The sequence below is a fragment of the Algoriphagus aquatilis genome (assembly GCF_042657405.1).
Lineage (GTDB): Bacteria > Bacteroidota > Bacteroidia > Cytophagales > Cyclobacteriaceae > Algoriphagus > Algoriphagus aquatilis.
This window is the reverse complement of record NZ_JBHSKS010000004.1, coordinates 50,824-75,013: the sequence shown is the minus strand read 5'-3', so window position 1 is coordinate 75,013 and position 24,190 is coordinate 50,824. Positions and strand designations below refer to the sequence as shown.

General features: G+C 42.7%; 15 protein-coding genes. 9 read left to right on the top strand and 6 right to left on the bottom strand.

Translation table 11 applies throughout. From position 1 onward, the window contains the following. Positions 1–79: 79 nt before the first annotated feature. Both rluF and ACFPIK_RS06575 read right to left on the bottom strand, forming a co-directional pair. Positions 80–808: a 23S rRNA pseudouridine(2604) synthase RluF gene (rluF, locus tag ACFPIK_RS06580; protein ID WP_377913473.1), complete on the bottom strand. Its 729-nt coding sequence runs from the start codon at positions 806–808 to the stop codon at positions 80–82. 80 nt (positions 809–888) lie between these two features. Next, entirely contained in the window at positions 889–2,196 is a 1,308-nt protein-coding gene (locus ACFPIK_RS06575) for a M23 family metallopeptidase (RefSeq protein ID WP_377913471.1), read from the bottom strand. Positions 2,197–2,487: 291 nt separating this feature from the next. Between ACFPIK_RS06575 and aspS the strand changes: the two genes are divergently transcribed. After that, positions 2,488–4,242: an aspartate--tRNA ligase gene (aspS, locus tag ACFPIK_RS06570; RefSeq protein WP_377913469.1), complete on the top strand. Its 1,755-nt coding sequence runs from the start codon at positions 2,488–2,490 to the stop codon at positions 4,240–4,242. A 30-nt stretch (positions 4,243–4,272) separates the two neighbouring features. Here the strand turns inward: aspS and ACFPIK_RS06565 are convergent, their stop codons facing one another. Then, positions 4,273–4,875, bottom strand: a complete 603-nt coding sequence (locus ACFPIK_RS06565; RefSeq protein ID WP_377913467.1) for a lysoplasmalogenase — start codon at positions 4,873–4,875, stop codon at positions 4,273–4,275. A gap of 434 nt (positions 4,876–5,309) precedes the next feature. Between ACFPIK_RS06565 and ACFPIK_RS06560 the strand changes: the two genes are divergently transcribed. The 6 genes from ACFPIK_RS06560 to ACFPIK_RS06535 all read left to right on the top strand — a co-directional run bounded on the left by ACFPIK_RS06560 (position 5,310) and on the right by ACFPIK_RS06535 (position 16,675). Then, on the top strand, positions 5,310–8,588 hold the full coding sequence (locus ACFPIK_RS06560) for a TonB-dependent receptor (RefSeq protein ID WP_377913465.1): 3,279 nt from the start codon (positions 5,310–5,312) through the stop codon (positions 8,586–8,588). A 295-nt stretch (positions 8,589–8,883) separates the two neighbouring features. Beyond that, entirely contained in the window at positions 8,884–9,666 is a 783-nt protein-coding gene (locus ACFPIK_RS06555) for an alpha/beta fold hydrolase (RefSeq protein WP_377913463.1), read from the top strand. A 15-nt stretch (positions 9,667–9,681) separates the two neighbouring features. Next, complete coding sequence (locus ACFPIK_RS06550) at positions 9,682–10,773, top strand: efflux RND transporter periplasmic adaptor subunit (RefSeq protein ID WP_377913461.1); 1,092 nt, start codon at positions 9,682–9,684, stop codon at positions 10,771–10,773. Positions 10,774–10,775: 2 nt separating this feature from the next. After that, positions 10,776–13,835, top strand: a complete 3,060-nt coding sequence (locus tag ACFPIK_RS06545) for an efflux RND transporter permease subunit (RefSeq protein WP_377913459.1) — start codon at positions 10,776–10,778, stop codon at positions 13,833–13,835. Next, positions 13,835–15,178, top strand: a complete 1,344-nt coding sequence (locus ACFPIK_RS06540) for a TolC family protein (protein WP_377913457.1) — start codon at positions 13,835–13,837, stop codon at positions 15,176–15,178. The genes ACFPIK_RS06545 and ACFPIK_RS06540 overlap by 1 nt, the downstream gene beginning before the upstream one ends. Before the next feature lie 123 nt (positions 15,179–15,301). Then, positions 15,302–16,675 carry an MltF family protein gene (locus ACFPIK_RS06535; RefSeq protein WP_377913455.1) on the top strand — a complete coding sequence of 458 codons (1,374 nt, stop codon included), beginning with the start codon at positions 15,302–15,304 and terminating at the stop codon, positions 16,673–16,675. Between the two features lie 9 nt (positions 16,676–16,684). Here ACFPIK_RS06535 and ACFPIK_RS06530 read toward each other — a convergent pair whose 3' ends face one another. The 3 genes from ACFPIK_RS06530 to ACFPIK_RS06520 all read right to left on the bottom strand — a co-directional run bounded on the left by ACFPIK_RS06530 (position 16,685) and on the right by ACFPIK_RS06520 (position 20,796). Then, entirely contained in the window at positions 16,685–17,149 is a 465-nt protein-coding gene (locus ACFPIK_RS06530) for a RidA family protein (protein WP_377913453.1), read from the bottom strand. A gap of 20 nt (positions 17,150–17,169) precedes the next feature. Further along, positions 17,170–18,483: a gluconate:H+ symporter gene (locus ACFPIK_RS06525; protein WP_377913452.1), complete on the bottom strand. Its 1,314-nt coding sequence runs from the start codon at positions 18,481–18,483 to the stop codon at positions 17,170–17,172. Positions 18,484–18,558: 75 nt separating this feature from the next. Continuing rightward, the gene (locus ACFPIK_RS06520) at positions 18,559–20,796 is read right to left on the bottom strand and encodes a T9SS type A sorting domain-containing protein (RefSeq protein ID WP_377913450.1); all 2,238 of its coding nucleotides are present in this window, start codon (positions 20,794–20,796) and stop codon (positions 18,559–18,561) included. Between the two features lie 150 nt (positions 20,797–20,946). On the opposite strand from ACFPIK_RS06520, the gene ACFPIK_RS06515 reads away from it, so the two are divergent. Then, positions 20,947–22,089, top strand: a complete 1,143-nt coding sequence (locus tag ACFPIK_RS06515) for a lipoprotein N-acyltransferase Lnb domain-containing protein (protein WP_377913448.1) — start codon at positions 20,947–20,949, stop codon at positions 22,087–22,089. 50 nt (positions 22,090–22,139) lie between these two features. Further along, on the top strand, positions 22,140–24,182 hold the full coding sequence (gene uvrB / locus ACFPIK_RS06510) for an excinuclease ABC subunit UvrB (protein ID WP_377913446.1): 2,043 nt from the start codon (positions 22,140–22,142) through the stop codon (positions 24,180–24,182). Positions 24,183–24,190: the final 8 nt, after the last annotated feature.

Here is a 24,190-nt window from a genome sequence, read left to right as displayed (position 1 = left end):
CCTTAAAAGGGGAAATAGATCTTAAGCAAAAACGCCTCAGAGGAAACTTCCTCTGAGGCGTTTTCTTTTTGTCAGTTGATTAGACAGTTTTTGAACTATCCTGTATCATTCGATTGAGTTCTTCCATTTCTTTCTGACTCAAATCCCTCCATTTTCCAACAGGTAAATCCAAATGAATATTCATGATTCGAATTCGCTTGAGCTGTTTCACCGTGTAGCCCAAATATTCGCACATACGCCTGATTTGTCTATTTAGGCCTTGTTTGAGAATGATTCTAAACTTGAATTTATTGATCAGTTCTACTGTACAAGGATCAGTGACCGTCCCGAGAATAGGAATACCTGCTCCCATTCTTTTGATAAAAAATTCATTGATCGGGCGATCCACGGTGACGATGTATTCCTTCTCATGATTGTTTTTGGATCGAAGAATTTTGTTTACAATATCTCCTTCACTGGTCAGCAGAATGAGACCTTCACTATCCTTGTCCAATCTGCCTATTGGGAAAATTCGCTCGGGATGCCCGATAAAATCGATGATGTTGTTTTTTTCACCTTTAACATCAGTAGTGGAAACTATCCCAACAGGCTTATTGAATGCAATATACACATGCTCTTTTTTGGGTTTCCCTACCAGCCGTCCATCTACTCTTACTTCATCTTGTGGGTAGACTTTGGTCCCCAATTCCGGTATTTTACCATTGATGGTAATTCTCTTTTGTTCGAGTAAGAGGTCAGCGGCTCTTCTGGAGCAGAATCCTACTTCGCTCAGGTACTTATTGATCCGTATTGAAGGGTCTTGGTCCATTGGAGAATCAAAAAGGTGAATTTGATCGAAAAATAATCGATCAAACTCACCTTATGTTAAAGAGTAAGATATAAATCTGTTTATTCAGTCCCTTTGCTCTCCTGGTCAGGTTGAGAAGCAATCAGTCTGTCGTCGACATCTGGATTAATTTTGGCCAAGAGCTTTAATGCTTCTTCTTTCTTTAGATTGAAAGCGGCCAGATTACTTTTAGAAACAGGCTCTGAAGGTGGGATTTTTTCTTTCAACCAATCTTCTTGTTTACCATTTTTCCAAAATCTAAAACAAAGATGTGGACCTGTGGCCAGGCCAGTACTTCCCACAAATCCGATAACCTGCCCTTGGCGTACTCTTGTACCCGCCTTAATCCCTTTGCCTATTTTGGACATGTGAAGGTATTGTGTGGTATAAGTGCCGTTATGTTTGATTTTCACATAATTCCCATTCGCGGAAGTGTACCTTGCTTCTACGACAGTGCCGTCTCCCACAGATCGGATTTCTGTACCCGTAGGTGCGGCATAATCGGTACCCAAGTGTGCTTTATATCTTTTCTGTACAGGATGAAACCTGTTTAGGTTGTATCTCGAGCTGATACGTGTGTATTTTAAAGGGTCTCTCAAAAATGCCTTTTTGAAACTGTTGCCGTTTTGGTCAAAGAATGAAATTTGGCCGTTTTGTTCAAATGGGATCGCATGGAGAGCTTCCCCTTTGTGTTCAAAATAGGCAAACTGAATATTTGACACAGACACGACATTGCCTTCCACCAATTTCTCTTCAAAGACCACTTTATATAAATCGCCCTTTTGAAGACTTTGGAAATCCACAGACCAACCATATAGGTCAGCGAATTCATCAATGAGTTCAGGAGAAATGCCTTTGTCCACCATGGCATTGTAAAGTGAACTCTCAATTCTTCCTCCTATTTCTCTTTTTCTGATTTCGGCTGGTTTTTCGGCCTTATAGATATCCACAGAGTCTAAATTAAAGACTACATATTCTGCAGGATTGGGTTCGTAGATGAAAAATTGAGCTTTCGAAGAATTGGTGGGGGTGATAACGGTAAATTTTTTATTGGCTGCAATCCATCTTACGTCAAAGACCTCCTTGGACTTTTTTGCTATTTCATCGATGATTTGATAAGGTACATTGAAAGGAGAAAGAATCGTGGCCAGCGTCTGATTTTTGCTTACGGTACCTTCGACGATGTTTAGTCCTGTCACATTTATACCGTAAAGGAAGACTTCTTTTTCAGGGGCAGTAGACAGGGTATCTATCAGGGCCTCGTTAGATTCTTTGAATGGGTTCCTAAAAAGTGGGGAGTCAAATTGAAACAATGTTATAGCACTCACAGTGAGTAATATTGCTGCGATGCCTATCCATTTTTTTTTCATTGGTACTTGAGAATTGGGGTGAATTTCAAACCGATCTTAAATCAAGGGAAAAGATGACTTTTTTCCAAGTTTGAACCTTAGAGATGTCAAATAAAGCCAATTTTCATGCCTTAATGCTCCAAAGATTGGAGGTCTATTGCCATAAAGCTGATTTTTAACTTTTTAAAATTTTGGAAGAATCATGGCAGATTGATCAATAAAACGAGGTTATTCCTAGGAATCTTCCAAACAACCATGGATTACTCTGAGGCAAATATTTATCTTTGACCTCCCAAAATCAGGAATAAAGCAATGTTGAGAACTCATACCTGTGGCGAACTTCGCCTAGATCACGTAAGTCAAAAAGTAACTTTAGCTGGATGGGTCCAGCGTGTCAGAAATAAAGGAGGGTTGATTTGGGTGGATTTGCGTGATCGCTACGGAGTGACTCAGTTGATTTTTGAAGAAGGATCTACAGACAAATCATTGCTTGAAAAAGCAGCCCAATTAGGTCGCGAGTTTGTGGTTCAGGCCACAGGAACTGTCATTGAGCGAACTTCCAAAAATGAAAAAATTGCTACTGGCTCTATAGAAATCAAAGCAGAGGAACTGACGGTATTGAATCCTGCAAAAATTCCTCCTTTTATCATTGAGGATGAGACAGATGGTGGAGATGACCTGCGAATGAAATATCGCTACCTCGATTTGCGAAGAAATGTGGTAAGAGAAAAATTGCAGCTTAGGCACCGGATGATGCAGGAGACCAGAAAATACATGGATGGCCAAAACTTCATCGAGGTAGAGACACCTGTGTTGATCAAATCTACTCCTGAAGGTGCCCGAGATTTTGTAGTGCCAAGCCGTGTAAATCCGGGAGAGTTTTATGCCTTGCCACAATCTCCGCAGACCTTCAAGCAATTGCTGATGGTGAGTGGTTTTGACCGTTATTTCCAGATCGTAAAATGTTTTCGCGACGAGGACCTTAGAGCTGATAGACAGCCTGAGTTTACACAGATCGATTGTGAGATGGCCTTTGTCACGCAGGAAGACATTCTGAATACGTTTGAAGGTTTGATCAAACACCTGTTTTCATCAGTCAAGGGAATCGAGCTTGGGTATGTAGAGCACATGACCTATGCAGATGCCATGAAAGGGTACGGAAATGACAAGCCTGACTTACGCTTCGATATGAAATTTGTGGAGCTTAACCATTTGGTGAAAAATAAAGGCTTTGCAATTTTTGATCAGGCAGAATTAGTGGTGGGTATCTGTGCCAAAGGAGCTTCTGAATATACCCGCAAGCAGCTTGATGAATTGACGGAGTGGGTGAAAAGACCTCAGATCGGAGCAAAAGGCCTTGTTTATGTCCGATACAATACTGACGGCTCGTTGAAGTCAAGCGTGGATAAATTCTATTCAGCAGAAGACTTAAAGACCTGGGCAGATGCATTTGGAGCAGAACCAGGAGACTTAATGCTGGTGTTGAGTGGAGATGCCAAGACAGTGAGAAAGCAAATGTCTGAGCTACGTCTTAAAATGGGCGAAGACCTTGGATTGAGAGACCGTTCGGTATTCAAGCCACTTTGGGTAGTAGATTTTCCATTGTTGGAATGGGATGAAGAGTCCAAGAGATTTCATGCCATGCACCATCCTTTCACCTCACCTAAGCGTGAAGATATCCCACTGCTGGAGACAGATCCTGGTGCTGTGAGAGCAAATGCCTACGACTTGGTGATCAACGGTGTAGAAGTTGGCGGAGGTTCTATTCGTATTCATGACCGAGCTACGCAGCAATTGATGTTCACTCACTTGGGCTTTACAGAGGAGGAAGCTCAAAAACAATTTGGATTCTTGATGGAAGCCTTTGAATATGGAGCTCCTCCGCATGGCGGAATTGCATTTGGTTTTGACAGACTATGTGCAATTTTCGGGGGATCTGATTCCATTCGTGATTACATCGCTTTCCCTAAAAATAATTCGGGAAGAGATGTGATGATTGACTCACCTAGTACCATCGCTGATGAACAGCTTGAAGAACTCTCGATAAGGGTTGCTTTGAAAAAATAAGTTATGAAGGCTGTCTAAATGACAGCCTTTTTACTTTTTGCCAATCAGATAAGATCTGATGCCCATGATAATGAGGAGTTGGGCTGTGGCATAAGTTCCCATGATTAGAACTCCGGATTCGGGAAAAGCTTGATAGAATTTGCTCAAGGCTATGATCCCGTCTGAAATGAAAAATAACACCGCCCCAATAAATACCTGCCAAAAAGAGGCTGAATCACATTTTTTAAATCTGTCTCGGGCGGTAGCGACCATACTCACGATTACAATGATGTATGTGATTACGGGTACCTTCATATTTCCAAGATTGGGATTAATCAAATAAAAGGTGAAAGCAGCAACCAGATATATTGGAAGGTTAAAGAAAAAGGTCCGAACAAAGTCTACTTGTTGAATTCTAGTCTCTGATTTTTGGGCTAGTTTAAACCCAATAATATAACAGATATGGGCCATCAAAAAGGAGCCAAGACCATATACAAAGAGATGTGGCCACATCAAAAGAATATCCCCAATCCAAGAAAAAATCAGAGCCGAAAGAATTGATTTGGTCAGTAAAGTGGATGCAATTGGTTTGGTGATCTGGAAAAAATACAAAATCAACCCAATTAAAATGAGTGGTTTAGAAAAAAATCTCATGGAAGAATTTCCTTCAAGAAGAAATGTGAGGTCGGCAATGGTAGCTATCAAGAATAGGTAAAGCCAGATAATATTTTTATCTCTCAACGGAATAATATTTTGTTTTTAATAACGATAATAAAATTAATGACTGAGTTTTTTAACTAGTTGTGGTTATTTCAATTGAGTTTGGAAATAAGGCAAATTCCAGGTTCAGGCTGCATATTTCGAATTTTTATTTTGAAAACAATGACAAATTCAAAATTTACCTTCAAAAATCAGGGACATCTCGTGAAAAAGACAGAAAAAATGTTTTGAATAGGGTGTTAAGCTTTCGTTAAAAAATGTGAAATTTGCCAAGCAAAATTTAACGTTAACTACTCTAACCAAGAGCGAGTCGACTTTACCTTTGTGTGGATTTCCAATCAAAACCAACTTTACCAAAACTTAAATTTATGAGGCAAAATTTACTGAAGAATTTGCTGGCCTTCCTTATGCTCGTGATGAGCACAGGGCTAGCATTATCACAGGGGGTTACGACATCCGGTATTTCCGGGGTTGTGACTGAGACCAATGGTCAGCCACTTCCTGGAGCGAACGTGGTTGCTACTCACCTTCCATCAGGCACTCGATACGGTGCTGTTTCCAATTTGGAAGGTAAATATTCGATTCCTGGTATGCGTGTAGGTGGTCCTTATAGACTTTCCGTATCCTTTATTGGTTTTTCTACCCAAGAGGTAGACGGATTAGTACTTTCCCTTGGCGTGTTTTCTAACGTAAACATAACCTTGAAAGAAGATGGCCAAGAGCTTTCTGAAGTATTGGTTACCGCAAGTCCAAACAGTTTGTTTTCTAATGAAAGAACAGGTGCCAACACCTCTATCGACAATAGAGCACTGTCAAAGCTCCCTACCATTTCAAGAAGTATCAACGACTTTACAAGATTGGCTCCTCAGTCCAATGGACAGTCTTTTGCTGGTCAGGATTCCAGATTGAACAACATCACTGTCGATGGTTCTTACTTCAACAACTCCTTCGGTTTGGGTAGTGGTAGTAATCCAGGTGGTAGAACAGGTGTATCTCCGATCTCTTTGGACGCTATCGAGCAAATCTCTGTTAACGTAGCGCCTTATGACGTAAGACAAGGTAACTTCACCGGTGCAGGTGTAAACACTGTAACCCGTTCAGGTACTAACGAAGTGACGGGTTCTGCTTACTATTTCTGGAGAAATAACAACAATGTAGGTACCAAGGCAGGTGAAAATACCTTCAACCCTGGTGACTTTAACTACAGCCAAATCGGTTTCCGCGTGGGTGGTCCAATCATCAAAGACAAATTGTTCTTCTTTGCCTCATTTGAAGATGAAGCAGAAACCAGACCAGGTACCACTTGGAGAGCAAATAACGGGAATGAACCAATCGAAGGAAACGTGACCCGAGTTTTGGCTTCTGATCTTGACCAGTTGAGCACTTTCTTGAGAGATAAGTTTAATTACGAAACAGGTCCTTATCAGGATTATGACAATGAGACTGTGGGTACCAAATTCTTGGTGAAGTTTGATTACAACATCAATGACAAGAATAAGCTAAGCTTGAGATACAACCACTTGGATTCATCTACAGATGTATTGCTTTCTGGTTCCTCTTCTCTTGGTTTTGGAAACAGAAACTTCAGACCTGAAGCATTGAACTTCCAGAATTCTAACTACAGCATTATGGAAAATATCCGATCTGTAGTAGCTGAATTGAATACCAGAGTGAGCAATAATGTAAGCAATAACCTTATCGTAGGTTACACTTTCCAAGATGAAAGCCGTGGCAGCAGAGGGGATTTCTTCCCAATGGTGGATATCCTTAACAACGGTGCTACTTACACTACATTCGGTTTCGAGCCATTTACTCCAAACAACGAACTGAGATATAAGACGTTCCAGATTCAGGACAACTTGCAGATTTTTGCAGGAAAGCATACCATCACTGCAGGCTTCAGCTATGAAAAATATCAGTCTGAAAACGTATTCTTCCCAGGTTCTCAGTCAGTGTATGTGTATAACTCTTTGGATGATTTCTACAGAGATGCCAACAATTTCCTTGCAAATGGAAATGCAACAGCTTCGGGAGTCAACTTGAGAAGATTCCAAGTTAGATGGAATAACATCCCTGGTTCTGAGAAGCCAATCCAGCCATTGGAAGTAGACTACGTTGGATTTTATGGTCAGGACGAATTCCAGGCTAGAACTAACTTGAAGTTGACTTTAGGCCTTAGAGTAGATGTACCATTCTTCGGTGAGACTGCTTTGAGAAACAGAGAAGTTGAAACCTTCTTCTTCAAAGATCCAGTTGGAAAATACTACAACACAAGAACAGACCTACTTCCTGAGCCAAATATCCTTTGGTCTCCAAGATTTGGATTCAACTGGGATGTATTTAACAATCAGAAGACCCAGCTTAGAGGCGGTACAGGTATCTTCACAGGCCGTCCTGCATACGTTTGGATTTCAAACCAAGTAGGGAACAATGGTATCTTGACTGGTTTTGCTCAGTTGGATAACACCACCACTAGACCTTTCAATCCAGATCCTAACGCGTACAAGCCAACCGAGGTAACTGGTAATCCTGCTTCTTCTTACGAGCTTGCCTTGACTGATCCTAACTTCAAGTTCCCTCAGGTTTGGAGATCAAACATTGCAGTGGACCAGCAATTGATTGGTGGAATCGTAGCTACTGCTGAATTCATCTATAACCAAGATGTAAACGGTGTAGCATACTACAATGCTAACCTTCCTGTTTACCAGTCTTCTTTCTCTGGACCTGATAACAGACCAAGATGGACTAATAACAGAATCAACTCTAAGATTCCTAACGCTGTAACTTTGACTAACCAAGCTATTGGTAATTCATGGGTTGCTTCATTCTCCTTGGAAAGACCATTCAATAACGGCTTGTTCTTGAAGGCAGCATATAGCTACGGAGAATCTAGAAATACTGTCGATCCTGGATCTATCGCAGCAGGTACTTGGTTTGGAAACCCAGTTGAAAGAGATCCAAATAATCCAAGATTGGGCTTCTCTTCTAACTTCATGGGTCATAGAGTATTTGCCACAGCTAGTTATTCCAAGGACTTCTTCAAGTTTGGTAACACCTCCTTCTCGATCTTCTGGGAAGGTAGAACAATCGGTAACGGTAGCTATGTATTCGGTGGTGACCTAAACAATGACGGTGGTACTGCAAACGACCTAATCTATATCCCAAGAGATATCAACGATATGAACTTCCAGCAGTACACTGCAAGCGGTAGAACATTTACCGCCGCAGAACAAGCTGCAGCATGGGAAGCATACATTCAGCAGGATAAGTACCTCAGCGCAAACAGAGGAAAATATGCTGAAAGAGGTGCCGTGATCATGCCAATGGTTTACAGAGCTGACTTCTCATTCGCACAGCAATTGTTTACCAATATCAAAGGCAAGAAAAACTCTCTTGAGTTCCGAGTAGATATCCTTAACCTAGGTAACCTACTTAACCAAGATTGGGGAATCGGTCAAACTTTCAATTCTACTCAGCCTTTGGTGGTACCTTCTGCTGCGCAAGGAGGACCGATCAATGCAAACGGAAGACCTCAATATAGACTTAGAAACTTTGGTACTGAACTAATCTCTGAGACTTTCAGACCTACTGCAGGTGTGTCTGACGTTTGGAGAATGCAATTTGGACTAAGATATATCTTCAATTAATTTGAAGAGACATGATGAAAAAAGAGCCTCAAAATTTTGAGGCTCTTTTTTTTGAATTCTGAAAACGATGTTCTGATAAACCGCTAATGATAGGGATCGGATTCTATTAATGTCTATTTAAAGCGATTAGATTAAACCCATTGAAAGTCATTGAGTCAAATGGTGACAATAGCATCCCCATAATTTTCCTTTGATGGCATCCATTTACCTTCAGTCCGTTTTCTTACAAAGCAAGGAAAACCAATTTTAAATTTGATGTTCGGCAACCTTTGACTTCCCGCTAGGTTTTTATTCTATGTTATACTACAAGCAATTTTTACATAAAGAGAGTAGCGAATGGATTGTATTTATCCATGGTGCAGGGGGAAGTTCTGCCGTTTGGCATAAGCAACTCAGGGATTTTCAAAGAGATTACAATTTACTTTTGATAGATCTCCGAGGTCATGGAAAGTCAACAGATTTACCTCAAGCGATTTGGAATCAAGAATACACGTTTGAGGCAGTCACAAGGGATATTATAGAAGTTTTAGATCATCTAAATCTACCACCTTCCCATTTCATGGGTGTATCCTTAGGTACTATTCTTGCCCGTCAGTTAGCAGAGATGAGACCTGAAAAAGTAAAAAGTTTGGTCATGGCGGGGGCAGTTACAAGATTGACCACACAAAGCAGGATTTTGGTCTTTTTAGGAAATACCTTTAAAAGATTCATTCCCTATATGTGGCTCTATAAGTTGTTTGCCTTTATCATTATGCCTAGAAAGCAGCACGCAGAGTCAAGAAATCTTTTTATCCACGAGGCTCAGAAACTCTGTCAAAAGGAATTTATCCGTTGGTTTAAGTTGACCAAGGATATCAATCCTTTGCTCAAGTATTTTAAAGAGAAAGATATAGGCATCCCCACGCTATATGTCATGGGAGATCAGGACGTCATGTTTCTTGAGCCAGTGAAGAAGCTGGTAAAGGACCACAAAAATTCCATGCTTAAAATCCTTGAGAAATGTGGGCACGTGGTCAATGTCGAAAAACCCGATCAGTTTAATCAGCACTCACTAGCCTTTATAAAAAACCATCAGTAACCGTCTTTTTCCCAAATGAAAAAACAAACAAAAGTTCTTGTAATCATTGGTATTCTGCTCATTGTTGTGGTTTCCTTTCTGTATCCAAGATTTGGAAATCAAAATGAAGGTGGAGCTCCCGCACCTTCTGGCCCTGGTGCCGGTCCGGGTGGTGGCGGAGGTCAACCTCTTCCTGTCAATGTGATCCAGCTAAAAAAAGAAACCCTGAGTAACCAACTTCAGGTATCAGGTACCATCCTCCCCAATGAATCAGTAGATCTGAAGCCTGAAATTTCAGGTTTGGTGACTAGAATAAATTTTAAAGAAGGTCAATACGTAACCAAAGGAACCCCATTGGTTTACTTGAATGACGATGAGCTTCAGGCTCAATTTCAGAGATTGCAGTACACACAAAAGCTTTTTCAAACTCAGGAAAATCGCCAAAAACAACTCCTTGCCAGGGAAGCGATTAGCCAAGAAGAATATGATATTGTACTCAATCAGTACAATACAGCACTATCAGATATCAAATTGGTAGAAGCTCAACTCCAAAAAACTGTAGTTAGAGCGCCATTTAATGGGATCTTGGGTTTGAGACAGATTTCTGAGGGATCTGTGATCAACTCTTCCAATGTAATCGTAAGTATAGTAAACATCGATCCGATCAAGATTGAGTTTTCTATTCCTGAGCGTTACTCTTCTCAGGTTTCCGTAGGATCTCCTATTTTTTTTAGCAGCGAGTCATCCAGCGAAGAAGTACAGGGAAGAGTTTATGCTTTTGAGCCGCAGATCGACCCGGCTACGCGTACTTTGAAACTTAGAGCAGAAAGCCCAAATAAAAGCGGAAAATACCTGCCGGGTATGTTTGTAAAGATTCGTTTTGTATTGGAAGTAAAAGAAGATGCTCTAATGGTTCCGGCTGAGGCTGTGATTCCAGAATTGTCCGGCTACAAAGTTTTTGTAGTGGGAGCAGATGGAAAAGCAGAACAACGGATTATTGAAATCGGTACCCGTACAGATACTCATGTCCAGATTCTTTCAGGCTTGAGTGAAGGTGATCAGGTACTTACTACAGGTGTGATGCAAGTAAGGCAGGGAATGCCTATCCAACCTAATCAAATCAATTAATCATGTCCAGTCTCTCGAGTCTAAGTATCAATAGGCCGGTTTTGGCCATAGTGATGTCTTTGGTGATTCTTCTTTTTGGAGGAATCGGGATTTCGCTTTTAGGTATTCGGGAATATCCTTCGGTAGATCCGCCGGTGATCAATGTGAGTACCTCCTATGTCGGTGCTAATGCTGATGTAATCTTGGCCCAGATTACTGAGCCACTTGAAGAACAGATCAACGGTATTCAGGGTATTAAATCCCTGACTTCCACCAGTGCGGACGGTCGGAGCAATATCACAGTAGAGTTTGAGGTAGGAGCGGATTTGGAAGCTGCTGCCAACGACGTAAGGGATAAAGTGTCAGGTGCACAGCGAAACTTACCTCCTGATGCCGAGCCTCCTGTCGTTTCAAAAGCTGACGCAGACTCCCAGCCGATCGTAGGAGTCAATGTCAAAAGTGATAAAAGAAGTCTCTTGGAATTATCTGAAATAGCAGATAATGTTTTCAAAGAAAGGCTTCAAACCATTCCAGGTGTGAGTAGAGTTCAGATTTGGGGGGAAAAAGAATATGCCATCCGATTAAGAATGGATCCACTGAAAATGGCTTCTTATGGAATTACTCCTATGGATGTCCTCAGTAAGGTTCAAAGTGAAAATGTGGAATTGCCTTCAGGTAGAATTGAAGGTCAAAGCATAGAGCTTTCTGTTCGTACCAAAAGCCGCCTAAGCTCACCTCAGGAATTCAATGACTTAATTATTAAAGAAAGTGCGACAAACATTGTTCGCTTCCAGGATATCGGTACTGCAGAGCTCTCCGCTCTGAATGAAAAAACCTTGCTAAGACGCGATGGTGTTCCCATGGTGGCTGTAGTCCTTGTTCCCCTTCCAGGATCTAATAACATTGAAATAGCGGATGAATTCTACAGAAGATTGGAGGGTATTACAAAAGACCTTCCTGCCGATGTAGGGGTGGAAATTGGATTTGATGGTACCACCTACATTCGCCAGTCGATTACAGAAGTACAGGAAACAATTATTACCGCCTTTATTCTCGTAGTGGCGATTATATTTCTGTTTTTAAGAGATTGGAGAACTACATTTATTCCAGTAGTTACTATTCCGATTTCACTTATTGGGGTATTCTTTATTATGTATTTGATGGACTTTTCCATCAATGTCCTCACCTTACTGGGGATCGTTTTGTCGATCGGTCTCGTTGTCGATGACGCAATTGTAGTTTTAGAGAATATTTATGCACGTATAGAAAAAGGTGAAAAACCATTAGATGCGGCGGCCAAAGGATCAGAAGAAATTTTCTTTGCCGTAATTGCTACCACAGTTGCCTTGGCAGCAGTGTTTTTGCCGGTGATTTTCTTGACGGGGACTACAGGAAGGTTGTTTAGAGAGTTTGGAATCGTGGTAGCCGGGTCGGTGATCATCTCCTCATTTGTGGCCTTGACCATGACTCCAATGCTCAGTGCAAGAATGCTGAAGCATAGAGAAAAGCAAAACGCTTTCTATAATTTGACTGAACCTTTCTTCGTGTGGTTAAATGATCTCTATGATGCTGCATTGAGCAAGTTCATGAAAATCAGATGGATCGCTTTCCCGATAATTGGACTGATGGGGGTGGGTATTTATTGGTTTTTTTCAAATCTCCAGACAGAATTGGTTCCTATCGAAGACCGATCAGAGCTAAGAATTAACATGACAGGGCCTGAAGGAGCCACGTTTTCTTACATGGATAATGTCATCAATGATCTTTCAGCCCAAATCATGTCAGACCTTTCTGATAAGGAAAGAGCGGGAGTCATAAGCATGACCTCGCCGGGATTTGGTACAGCCAATACCAACTCAGGTTTTATCCGACTGTTTCTTACCGATGCTTCGCAAAGGAGAAGTCAACAGGAAATCTTTAACAGTATTAATGGGAAATTGAAAAACGTGACTGCGGTCAGAGCGTTTGCCCAGCAGCCAGTATCAGTAGGTGATCGTCGAGGAGGCTTGCCAGTTCAATATGTCATTCAAGCACCAACCTTGGAGAAATTAAAAGAAGTGATTCCGGCATTTTTGGAAAAAGCCAACCAAAATCCGGCCTTTATCTTCACGGATATCAATCTGAAGTTTACCAAACCTGAGCTTGAAATTGAAATAGATCGTGAAAGAGCCAGAAACATGGGTGTTTCAGTTCAGGAAATTGCCCGAACACTTCAGCTTTCCTATTCAGGACAGCGATTTGCCTATTTTATCAGAGGCGGTAAGCAATACCAAGTGATTGGGGAAATGAGACTTCAAGATCGAAATGAGCCAGTAAACCTCAGAATGCTTTATGTGAGAGGGGATAATGGCCAATTGGTTCAGTTGGATAATCTCGTGAAAGTGGTGGAAAAGAGTACGCCTCCCCAGCTTTACCGATTCAATCGATTTGTCAGTGCTACCGTATCTGCCAACCTAGCTGAAGGTTACACCATTGGCGCAGGTCTGGATGAAATGGACAAAATCGCAGCTGAAGTTTTGGATGATACCTATTCTACAGATGTATCGGGACCTTCCAAAGAATTCAGAGAGAGTTCAAACAGTTTGCTATTCGCATTCATCTTTGCATTGGTACTGATTTATCTGGTATTGTCTGCTCAGTTTGAAAGCTTTGCGGATCCGCTCACGATCATGTTTACGGTACCACTTGCTATTTTCGGTGCTTTGGCAACCCTTTGGATATTTGACTTTACACTGAATATTTTCAGCCAGATCGGGATTATCATGCTGATTGGTCTTGTCACGAAAAACGGGATTTTGATTGTGGAATTTGCCAATCAAAGAAAAGCCCAAGGCATGGATGCCTATGAGGCAATCTATGGTGCGGCAGTTGCTCGATTCAGGCCTATTTTGATGACGAGTTTGTCTACCATTTTAGGGATTCTCCCGATTGCGCTTGCTTTGGGAGCTGGCGCCGAAAGTAGGGTGCCAATGGGTGCAGCAGTAATCGGCGGACTGACCTTTTCAACTATCCTTACGCTATTTGTAATCCCAGCAGTGTATACTTACCTCACCTCCAAAAAAGGAAGATTAGCCAGAATTTGATGAAGAAATTAGCTTTAATGCTCTTGTTGTGCCTTAATATGGCAGGCTTAAATGCTTGGGCACAGGAGTCTTTGAATCTTGAAAAAGCAATTCAAGCGGGGTTGGAAAACAATCTCCAAATTAAAATCGCTGTAGAAAACGTTGCCCTGAGAGAGGGTGATCGTAAAATAGGTGCGGGGGATTTATTTGCCCCCCAAGTAGATGCGACTTACCTGAGATCCTTCAGTAAGGAAGATGTCGAGCAGAAGTTTATTAATGACCCTGCTCCCAGACAAATTGATGATGCTCGGTCTCGGAATGAAAACTTCAGCGTGGTTGGGATTTACGGATTTAGACCTGAATCTACCATCATCATGAAGCGACTCGGTCAGTTGTCAGAAATCAGTGAAATCGAAGCCAAAGTAACTGTCGAAAATACAGTGGCGGGAATATCTACTGCCTATTATCGGCTTATTTTAGAATTGCAGCGGTATCAGGTCTTAAAAGAGACACTCCGGTTGAGCAAGGCTAGATTGGATATTGCTCAGGCTCAATATGAATTGGGTGGAGCCGGAAAAAGAGATTTCCTTTCCGCTCAAGTAGATTATAATGGAGACTCTAGCTTACTACTGACTCAAGAAGAAATCATACTAAATGCTCGAGTCAACCTAAACGAACTCATGGCTGTTGCTCCCGATTTGGAATACGATATCAAAGATTCGATCATTATCTCTGAGCCTCTTCAGTTGGAATTTCTCCTCGAAAATGCATTCCTAGAAAATAAGCAACTCCTGATCGCTCAAAGACAAAAGAATGTTGCATTTCTTCAGATCCGTGAACTCCAAGCATCGAGATTGCCGGCAATCAATCTGAATGGTTCTTACCTGAACAACACGCTCAATTCTGATGCGGGATTCCTGATTCAAAACCAAAGACAAGGATTCAATTATGGGGGAAACATCACCGTGAATTTGTTTAATGGTCTTACGCTCAACAGAAGGATTCAAAATGCCAAAGTGCAGCAGCGAATTCAGGAGTACTCCTTGGATCAATTTGAGATCCAATTGCAATCCGACATCCAGCGGGCATACAATACATACCAAAAGAATCGGCAGCTTCTTGTTATCGAGCAAAAAAATTATCAGGTGGCCAAAGAGAACTCTGAAATTGCCCTAGAAAGATTCCGCTTGGGTATCGCTTCTTACCTTGAGTTTAGAGATGCTCAGGTGAACCTCCTGACTGCGGAAAACAGGTTGATTACCTCTATCTTTCAAATCAAAGAGCAAGAAATAGAGCTGATGAGACTCTCAGGTAAAATATTTTTTGAGAATAGCTCAATAAGCTTTACTCCTCCTTCAAACTAATCAAAGACGGAAGCAACTTTAGCTTCCGTTTTTTATTTGCTTTTTTCATTAATCACTGCGATTTTATTTTGGCACAGGCTTTGCCAATTCCGCTCTGTACCATCCGGGGATTACCCCGTCGGAATGAAAAGAGCCTTAACACTTCTGTTCTCGATTTTAGTTTTATTACTTTTTGGAGTTCAGTGCACTTTCCTGGAGAGGCATTTTAAAGATCCTTATGTCTTGGATTTGGATGGAATCAAGGCAAGAGGAATTCTTCGAGCAGCCGTCGATAACAATTCTACCAGCTATTACATCTACCGTGGCAGAAGAATGGGCTATGAATTTGAATTACTTAGGGATCTTGGAAAGAGACTCGAAGTCGAGATCGAGTTTATAGTCGTATCTGATATTGATCAGTCATTTGAATTTTTGGAAGAGGGAAAGGTAGACCTCATAGCGATGAATCTTGAGCAAAATGAGGAACGTAGCGAAATAGTACACTTCACCCAGTCGCTTGGATCCATGAGTACTGTATTGGTTGGCATGGCCTCAAAATCAGCATCCTGGGCTGAAATGGGTTCTGATACCATTTTTGTTAGAAAAGGCACGGTCTACCAGAGCCAACTGGAAAAGGTTCGTGATTCCTTAGACTTGGACTTTGTAATTATGGAGTCACCGGAACACGAAGAAACCCTCATCGATTTGGTTTCTGACGGGGAGATCAAATGGACAGTTGCTGACAAAAACATTGCTCAGGCCAATAAGACCTATTACGAAGGTTTGGATATTTCAAACGAGGTAGCTCAAGAAGGCTCTGTCGCTTGGGCTGTAAGACAAAATTCTCCCATGCTCCTTGAGGCTATTGATTCTTGGATTTTGGATAAAAAGAAAAGATTTATCCCTGATTTATATACCAAGTATTTCCTGACTCCCAAAAACAATTTTTACCGAACCAACAGTCCATATTCCTCTTTGGGGGGAAATCGAATATCAGTTTATGATGACATCATAAAGGAAAGTGCCAAGGAGTTAGGCTGGGATTGGAGATTGTTAGCTGCATTGGTCTTTAAGGAATCTGGTTTTGATACCACCGCTTTATCCTATGCGGGTGCAGAAGGATTATTACAATTGATGCCTGTGACTTTGGAGCGATTTGGGGTGACCAATCCCAATGACCCTGTTCAATCTCTGAAAGGTGGAGTCAAGTACTTGCAGTATCTGGATAAATTCTGGATCGAGCGAGTGCCTGAAACGAATGAGCGAGTCAAGTTTGTTCTTGCATCCTATAATATTGGTCAGGGACACGTGGAAGATGCTTGGAGACTGACCTTGAAATATGGGAAAAATACCCAAACATGGTCTGAAGTAGCCTTATACCTAAGTCTAAAAAGTGATCCTGAGTACTATAGGGATCCTGTCGTAAAAAGTGGTTTTGCCAAAGGGCACATCGCAGTCAACTATGTCCGCGATGTGCTCGGACTGTTTAAATCCTATAAGACACTGGTTAATCCCTAATTTCTTATTTTAAAACAGCTCGAAAAGGGCTTCTATCTCTACAGGAATATTATCCGGAAGGGAGCCCATTCCAACGGCGGATCGCACTCCTATTCCGTTTTCCTCCCCCCAAACGGCAGCAAATAGCTCACTGCATCCATTGATTACATAGGGGTGCCTTTCGAAGGAAGGCACACAATTCACCATGCCCAATACCTTAATCACTCGCTTGATCTTATTGAGAGATCCGATGTTGGCTTTGATCGTAGCCAGCATGGCTAAGCCTACTTGGCGTGCCGCCAACTTGCCCTGATCGATGTCCATGTCTTCACCTATTCTTCCGATGATCAAGCTGCCATCCGGTTTCACAGTTCCATGGCCGGAGAGGTAAAGGTATTTGCCATCTATGAGGCAGGGCTTGTACACTCCCAGTGGTTTTGGGGCAGGAGGCAGGACAAGGCCCAATTTTTCAAAATTCAGTTCGGGGGTTTGCATAGTAAGTAATGAGTTGATTTTTAAATAAAGAGATCAAGAATTAAAACTCCAACCAATCCAGCAACGGCTACGATGGTTTCCATAAGCGACCATGATTTGATGGTGTCTTTGATGCTGACGTTGAAGAATTCCTTGTACATCCAAAATCCCCCGTCATTGAAATGGGAAAACATCAAGCTGCCCGCTCCGATGGATAAGACAAGCAGATTTGGATCTACATTCATTGTCGTAACCAGTGGGGCAATAATCCCCGCGGTGGTCAATCCTGCTACAGTTGCAGATCCTACACAGACTCTGATCACGGAAGTGATCAACCAAGCCAATAGTAATGGATGCATTTCCCAAGTTTTCAGCCCATCGGCAATTGTTTGGCTTACTCCAGTATCGGTAAATATCTGCTTCAGTGCTCCAGCCCCTGCTACGATGAGCAGGATCATCGAAATATCCTTGGTCGCTGCAGTGTACACTTCCATGAGTTGGGTCATGGTTTGATTTCTTTTCAATCCAAGGGAAAAGGTGGCATAAAAAAGAGAAACCAGCATGACGATTCCCGGGTCAGCGATGAAAGTAACCAAGGGACTGAGTGGATCCTCTTTTGGAATGCTGAAGCTCAAAATGGTCGTTCCGATCAATAATAAAACCGGCAAAAGTGCAGTGAAAAGGCTGTTCCCTATTCCAGGCAATTCGGACTCTGGTTTGGGATCTACCTGAAAAGTCTTCAAGGGTTGGGAATGTATTCCCTTTAAAAAAGGTGCGAACAGAGGTCCAGCAATAATGATGGTCGGAATGGCAATGATAAATCCATAAAGAAGTGTCAAACCCATATTCGCGCCAAACTGGGCCACTAGGGCGGCAGGGGATGGGTGTGGAGGCAAAAATCCATGGGTGACCGAGAGCGCAGCCAATAAAGGCATGCCTACGTACACAGCGGGAAGACGGTATTGATACGAAACCGTGAATGCCAAAGGCACCAAGAGAACGAATCCTACATTATAAAAAAGCGGTATCCCTACGATCAATCCGGTAAAGGCCATGGCCCAAGTGATGTACTTTTCTCCAAAGAATCGCATCAAAAAACCCGCAATGCGCTGCGCTGCGCCACTTTCTGCCACAAGCTTTCCCAACATGGCACCTGTCACAATCACAATGACCAAATCACCCAGTAGCGCTCCCATTCCCTTTTGAATGGATTTGGCTACCTGATCTGCCGGAAGACCAAGCATCAGCCCTGCTGCTATAGCGGAGATCATAAAGGAAAGGAAGGGATTGAGCTTGGCCCAAACGATCAGCAATACAAGAAGCGCAATGCTGATCAATACAAGAAATAGGGTCATAGGTTGGGTTTGGTGTTACTGAAGAAAGTTAGGAAAAATGAGGAAATACCTTCGATTTTTCCATCACCATCGGAGTCAAAGCTTGATGAAGCGTTTGGTAACCAGTCGATCAGAAAATTCGAGATGAATAAAATAGACTCCTGAAGGAAGAGTTGACATCATTTGCTCGGGAATTTCTTCGAGGACCTTCTGCTGTATGAGGATCTTCCCTTCAGGACTGGAGATCTTAAGACCGAGGAATTGTGTGTCCTCTTCAGGAAAATATATCTGTAAAGGGCCATGTTGATATGGGTTTGGAAAAATAGTCCCTTCTTTTTCTCCGGTTGCAGAAAATGCTCTTGCGACCGAACTCCAGGATTCGGTTCCGTCCAAGCTTAATTGTCGGATTCGGTAAAAATAAGCTTCAAATCGATTGCTTTGCTCATCGAGGTAGGTGTAAGTGATGGCCTCATTTGAATCGCCATTTGACCCGATCGAAGCGATTTTTTCCCAAGTAATTGAGCCTTTTTTACTCCTATAAATTTCAAAAAGAAGATTCCCCTTTTCTTGACTGAGGCTCCATTGGATCAGATTTCCTTCTTTTTTGGTCATCACTTCAAGACCAAGCCAAGTCACGGGAAGAATCGTCAACTCTCGATAGCTGCCTATAGTAAAATTCATACCTGAAAGTTCATTCCAAGTCAGTGATCTTCTAGCCCAAAGTAGACTGGCATCTGACCCAGGAAGGTGAGATCCTGGAGCAGGTTGGCCGGTACCGACGATCCGAAGGTCATCCACATTGTCCACAATCAGGTCAGCTGCAGATAGCCGGAGTTCGACAGTCTGAGCACTTGGTGTCAATCCGGAAAATTGAAAGTGGCTGTAAAGTTGGTACAAAATAGGCGTGCCGTCTGTGTCATTGAAATTTGGATCATGGTTGGCGCCTTTGTATTCCAAAAACTTGATCGAGATGGATCCTCCCGGAGAGGGTCCCAAGAGCTGGATTTTTCGAATCCCTCCGTTGAGCACATCTTCAAATGGAAAACTGGCATTGCTAGCGGTCAGAGTTGTCGGAAGCCCGAATAGCGTGAGATTTCCCACATTTCGCCAACTGCCTCCAGAATATGTAATTCCTCCTAAAAGTGAAGTGTTAATATTGAGATGGTTTCCTTGTAAATCCATCCGCCCTTGCGATAGGGTTAGATTTCGTTCGACGGACAGGTGGTTTCTAGGGTAAAAGATACCCCCTGATTTATTCAAGGTGAGATCGCGTGTGACTAACGGGAATCCTTGGATTTCTTGGTTGCCTGAGCCGAAAATGATTAAATGGGTATTTAGAGAGTTGATATTTCCCGCTCCCGATTTGATTAAGTTGCCAAGCAGAAAAAGTTGGGTAGGCAATGTGAGGTTTTGGTTACTTCGTAGTTCTACATTTCTGACCGAATTTGGGGTCGCAGCATCTGGGAATGAACTGGCAAGAAATGTTTTTGGAGCAGCTCCTCCCCTGAAAATCAAGTTGCCATTCAGTTGAAAATTGGCAGATTCAATCCTTGGAGCATTTCCTTCCAAGATCAAATTTCCTCCATTTTGAAGATCAAAATTCAGTGCACTCACACTCCCGCTTGTGGATCTGTTAATTAGGTTTGAGTTGCATTCAGAAATCAGAGTTGCTCCATCCTCAATGGTAAACACCCCATAAGGCCCAGTCCCATAAACAGTAGTTTCGGTGTTGAAGGAAAACGTGTGACATACTGCCGGATTGACGGAGTTATCTAGTCTTTGGATTACTGTTCCTGACCTTACTGTAAAGGAAAGTGCTTTCATGGGTGCATTTACGATAAGTTCTACACCGGATCCCGGATCAAAAATTACCCCAAATCGGCTTTGTGTAGTTTGGGCACTCCAGCTGTTTCGGTCAACAATCGTCCTGCTGCTTCCTTTGAAAGTGAGTGTGCTTGTTGGCGAGTTGCCAATCCAATTTTGGCTGTTCCAAGCATTGCCGGCAATACCAGGTGCAGGACCGGTGAAAGCTTGAAGTGTACCGTAAACATCCAGATTGAATCCATTGAGATTTAATTTTTGGCCTGCTCCAGTTTCTGCATTGATAAAAACGCTTTTGACTTCTTCATTTCCTATGAGGCGTAAGGTGTGACTTTGGTCAATGTAGATATCATTGGCAATTCCCGGTTTTACCGAAGCAGAAACCCATCCCGAACCATTCCAAACTGCCCAAATCCCGAGGTTGGTAAAATCACCTGTTGCCACAGTTTTATAAGCTCCGATTTCTTGGCAAAAGGCATTTCCAATGGTCAATAGGGTAATTACAACTGCCAAGAATATCCTGTATATTCGGCAGGTAAAAAATGCTACCCAGCAAAGTAAAAAACCAGAATAAAGCATAAAAATTGTATTGTAAAAAGTAGTTGAAAATAAAAAATGATGACTAAAAATAAAATAGGTCTGCTTATTTTTTTTCTGATAATCATGGGTTTAGCTCCTGCCAAAGCCCAGTTTTATGAAATTAGCCTTCTTACCTGTGAGCCTGGAGATCAGCTTTATTCTTCCTTTGGCCACAGCGCCATCCGGGTGAGGGAGATTGGTTCAGAGGGTCGTGATATGGTTTTTAACTTTGGCACCTTTGACTTTGATACTCCAAACTTCTACGGCAAGTTTGCCACGGGCAAGTTGAACTATATGCTAAGCGTCACGACCTATGATCGCTTTATCATCGAATATGATTACTATAAAAGGGGAGTGACCGAACAAGTCCTCAATATGAGCTTGGATCAAAAGGATCTTCTTGTACAGCATTTGGATGCACTCTATGATCCTGCGAGAAGGTTCTACAAGTATGATTTCTTTTTCAATAACTGCGCGACTAAAGTTAGGGATGCCTTTGAGATAGCGATTGGTAAGCAGCTGGTTTGGAATGACTCAGTGGTTACCGAAGAGAAGACGTTTCGTACCCTCATTGATGAGTTTGTCTATCTTTTGCCTTGGGCTGATTTAGGGATTGATTTGGCGTTGGGTGCTGTGATTGACCGCAATGCCACCGAGCGAGAAAAGCAGTTTTTACCGGATTACATGGAGCAAGCTTTTGCAAAAGCAACCATCGTAGGAGATGGCCCCAGCCGTCCATTGGTGAAGGAGACACGGGTGATTTTGGAATATCCCGAAGAGGAAAAGTCAATTGGACTTCTGAATCCCTATGTTGTATTTTGGGTATTAGCAGTGGGGTATGGATTGGTGACTTTTTTAGGATTTCGCAGGGGAAAATTATATAAAGGATTGGATGTGGCACTCTTCAGTCTGCTTGGATTGATCGGTGTGGTGGTTGCTTTCCTTTGGTTTTTGACCGATCATTCCGCTACCCTTTGGAACTGGAATATTCTCTGGGCTTTTCCGGGTCACTTGGCCTTGGCTTGGGCCTTGGTAAAAAACCCTACCAAAGCCTGGATTTCCAAGTATCTGCTTGGTGTCTTGATTGCGACATCTTTGGCCCTGGTGATATGGATTACTGGAATGCAGACTTTTCATCCATCGCTAGTCCCTCTATTTCTGATCATCTTGCTCAGAGCTAATTTCCTTTTCTATAACTTGGAGAGGCTGGCTCAAAAAGCATCATGATTTGTAATTTGGCCAAACCTTTATGCTACCATTTGGTGTTGGAATAAGTCATGGAATTCAAACTCACCTCAGATTACCAACCCACCGGAGATCAGCCACAGGCCATCAAAGAATTGGCCGAAGGGGTACGGGCGGGTGAGCCTGCGCAGGTTCTCCTTGGAGTAACAGGATCGGGTAAAACCTTTACCATTGCCAACCTGATCCAAGAGACTCAGCGTCCCACGCTTGTTTTGAGTCATAACAAGACGCTCGCTGCTCAGCTTTATGGGGAATTCAAGCAATTTTTCCCTCAAAATGCGGTCGAATATTTCATATCCTATTACGACTATTACCAGCCCGAGGCTTTCATCCCCAGCTCAGGTACCTATATCGAAAAGGACCTCAGCATCAATGAAGAGATCGAGAAACTTCGCCTAAGCGCCACTTCATCCTTATTGTCTGGGAGAAGGGATGTGATTGTCGTGGCCTCTGTGTCCTGTATTTATGGTATCGGCAATCCGGAAGAGTTTGGGAAAAATGTGATTCGCTTACAAGAAGGGGACCGAATCCCAAGAAATCAGTTGCTTTTCAAACTGGTAGATATTCTCTACAGCCGTACCCATCAGGATTTGACTCACGGAACCTTTCGAGTGAAAGGGGATACCGTAGACATTTTTGTGGCTTATGCCGACTTTGCTTATCGTATCTTCTTTTGGGGTGATGAAATCGAGGCCATTCAGCGGGTGGAACCGGATTCAGGAAAGAAACTTTCGGATGAAAAGATCATCTCCATTTTCCCTGCGAACCTGTTTGTCACCGGAAGAGACACGATCGAAACTGCCATTCATGAAATCCAGGATGATCTGGTAGCACAGCTCAATTTTTTCGAAAAAGAAGGCAAATTTTTGGAGGCTAAACGGCTTCAGGAGCGGACCGAATTTGATTTGGAAATGATCCGTGAGCTTGGATATTGCTCAGGAGTGGAAAACTACTCCAGGTATTTTGACCGGAGAAAACCCGGTACACGCCCATTCTGTCTATTGGACTATTTTCCGGATGATTACTTGTTGGTTATCGATGAGAGTCACGTAACGGTACCTCAAATCAGGGCGATGTGGGGAGGAGATCGGTCCCGCAAAGTGAACTTGGTGGATTATGGATTCCGATTGCCCTCAGCTTTGGACAATCGACCGCTAAAGTTTGATGAATTTGAGCAGTTGGCCAATCAGGTGATCTATGTGTCGGCGACTCCGGCAGATTATGAATTGGCCCTGACCGAAGGGGTCGTGGTTGAGCAGATTATCAGGCCTACAGGTCTTCTCGATCCTACCATCGAGGTGCGACCCAGTCAAAATCAAATTGACGATCTTCTCGAAGAAATCGATCAAACCATCAAAACAGATGCACGGGTTTTGGTTACCACGCTCACCAAACGAATGGCGGAGGAACTTCAAAAGTATCTCGAACGCGCTGGAGTTAAGTCACGATACATTCACTCAGAGGTAAAAACTCTGGATCGGGTAGAAATCTTGAGAGAGCTTCGATTGGGAATTTTTGACGTATTGGTTGGGGTAAACTTGTTGAGAGAAGGCTTGGATTTGCCTGAAGTTTCATTAGTAGCCATTTTGGATGCAGACAAAGAGGGTTTCCTTAGAAATGAGCGCTCCCTTGTGCAAACCATTGGCCGCGCTGCGAGAAACTCGGAAGGACGTGTGATCATGTATGCGGATCAAATTACAGATTCTATGCAGGCGGCTATAGACGAAACCAAGCGAAGAAGAGCCCTGCAGATGGCTTACAATGAAGAGCATGGCATTACACCGAAGACAGTCATCAAGTCTCGGGACAAAATCATGGGGCAAACTAAAGTCGCTGATTCTAAGAAAAATGCCAAGGTATATGCCGAACCAATGCCGGGCGAAATGGAAATCGCTGCAGATCCGGTGGTGCAATACCTCAGCAAGGATAAACTGGAAAAGCTCATCGCACAGACTCAAAAACAAATGGAAAAAGCTGCCAAAGAGTTAAACTTCATGGAAGCAGCACGGTTGAGAGACGAGTGGCAAGCACAGAAAAAACGCCTCGAGGAGTTGAATCGGGGGCCTGGCAAATGACCCATATC

Coding starts and splice junctions, on each gene's coding strand:
- rluF (WP_377913473.1), bottom strand. CDS start 808: ATGGACCAAGACCCTTCAATACGGATCAATAAGTACCTGAGCGAAGTA.
- ACFPIK_RS06575 (WP_377913471.1), bottom strand. CDS start 2,196: ATGAAAAAAAAATGGATAGGCATCGCAGCAATATTACTCACTGTGAGT.
- aspS (WP_377913469.1), top strand. CDS start 2,488: ATGTTGAGAACTCATACCTGTGGCGAACTTCGCCTAGATCACGTAAGT.
- ACFPIK_RS06565 (WP_377913467.1), bottom strand. CDS start 4,875: ATGAGATTTTTTTCTAAACCACTCATTTTAATTGGGTTGATTTTGTAT.
- ACFPIK_RS06560 (WP_377913465.1), top strand. CDS start 5,310: ATGAGGCAAAATTTACTGAAGAATTTGCTGGCCTTCCTTATGCTCGTG.
- ACFPIK_RS06555 (WP_377913463.1), top strand. CDS start 8,884: ATGTTATACTACAAGCAATTTTTACATAAAGAGAGTAGCGAATGGATT.
- ACFPIK_RS06550 (WP_377913461.1), top strand. CDS start 9,682: ATGAAAAAACAAACAAAAGTTCTTGTAATCATTGGTATTCTGCTCATT.
- ACFPIK_RS06545 (WP_377913459.1), top strand. CDS start 10,776: ATGTCCAGTCTCTCGAGTCTAAGTATCAATAGGCCGGTTTTGGCCATA.
- ACFPIK_RS06540 (WP_377913457.1), top strand. CDS start 13,835: ATGAAGAAATTAGCTTTAATGCTCTTGTTGTGCCTTAATATGGCAGGC.
- ACFPIK_RS06535 (WP_377913455.1), top strand. CDS start 15,302: ATGAAAAGAGCCTTAACACTTCTGTTCTCGATTTTAGTTTTATTACTT.
- ACFPIK_RS06530 (WP_377913453.1), bottom strand. CDS start 17,149: ATGCAAACCCCCGAACTGAATTTTGAAAAATTGGGCCTTGTCCTGCCT.
- ACFPIK_RS06525 (WP_377913452.1), bottom strand. CDS start 18,483: ATGACCCTATTTCTTGTATTGATCAGCATTGCGCTTCTTGTATTGCTG.
- ACFPIK_RS06515 (WP_377913448.1), top strand. CDS start 20,947: ATGGGTTTAGCTCCTGCCAAAGCCCAGTTTTATGAAATTAGCCTTCTT.
- uvrB (WP_377913446.1), top strand. CDS start 22,140: ATGGAATTCAAACTCACCTCAGATTACCAACCCACCGGAGATCAGCCA.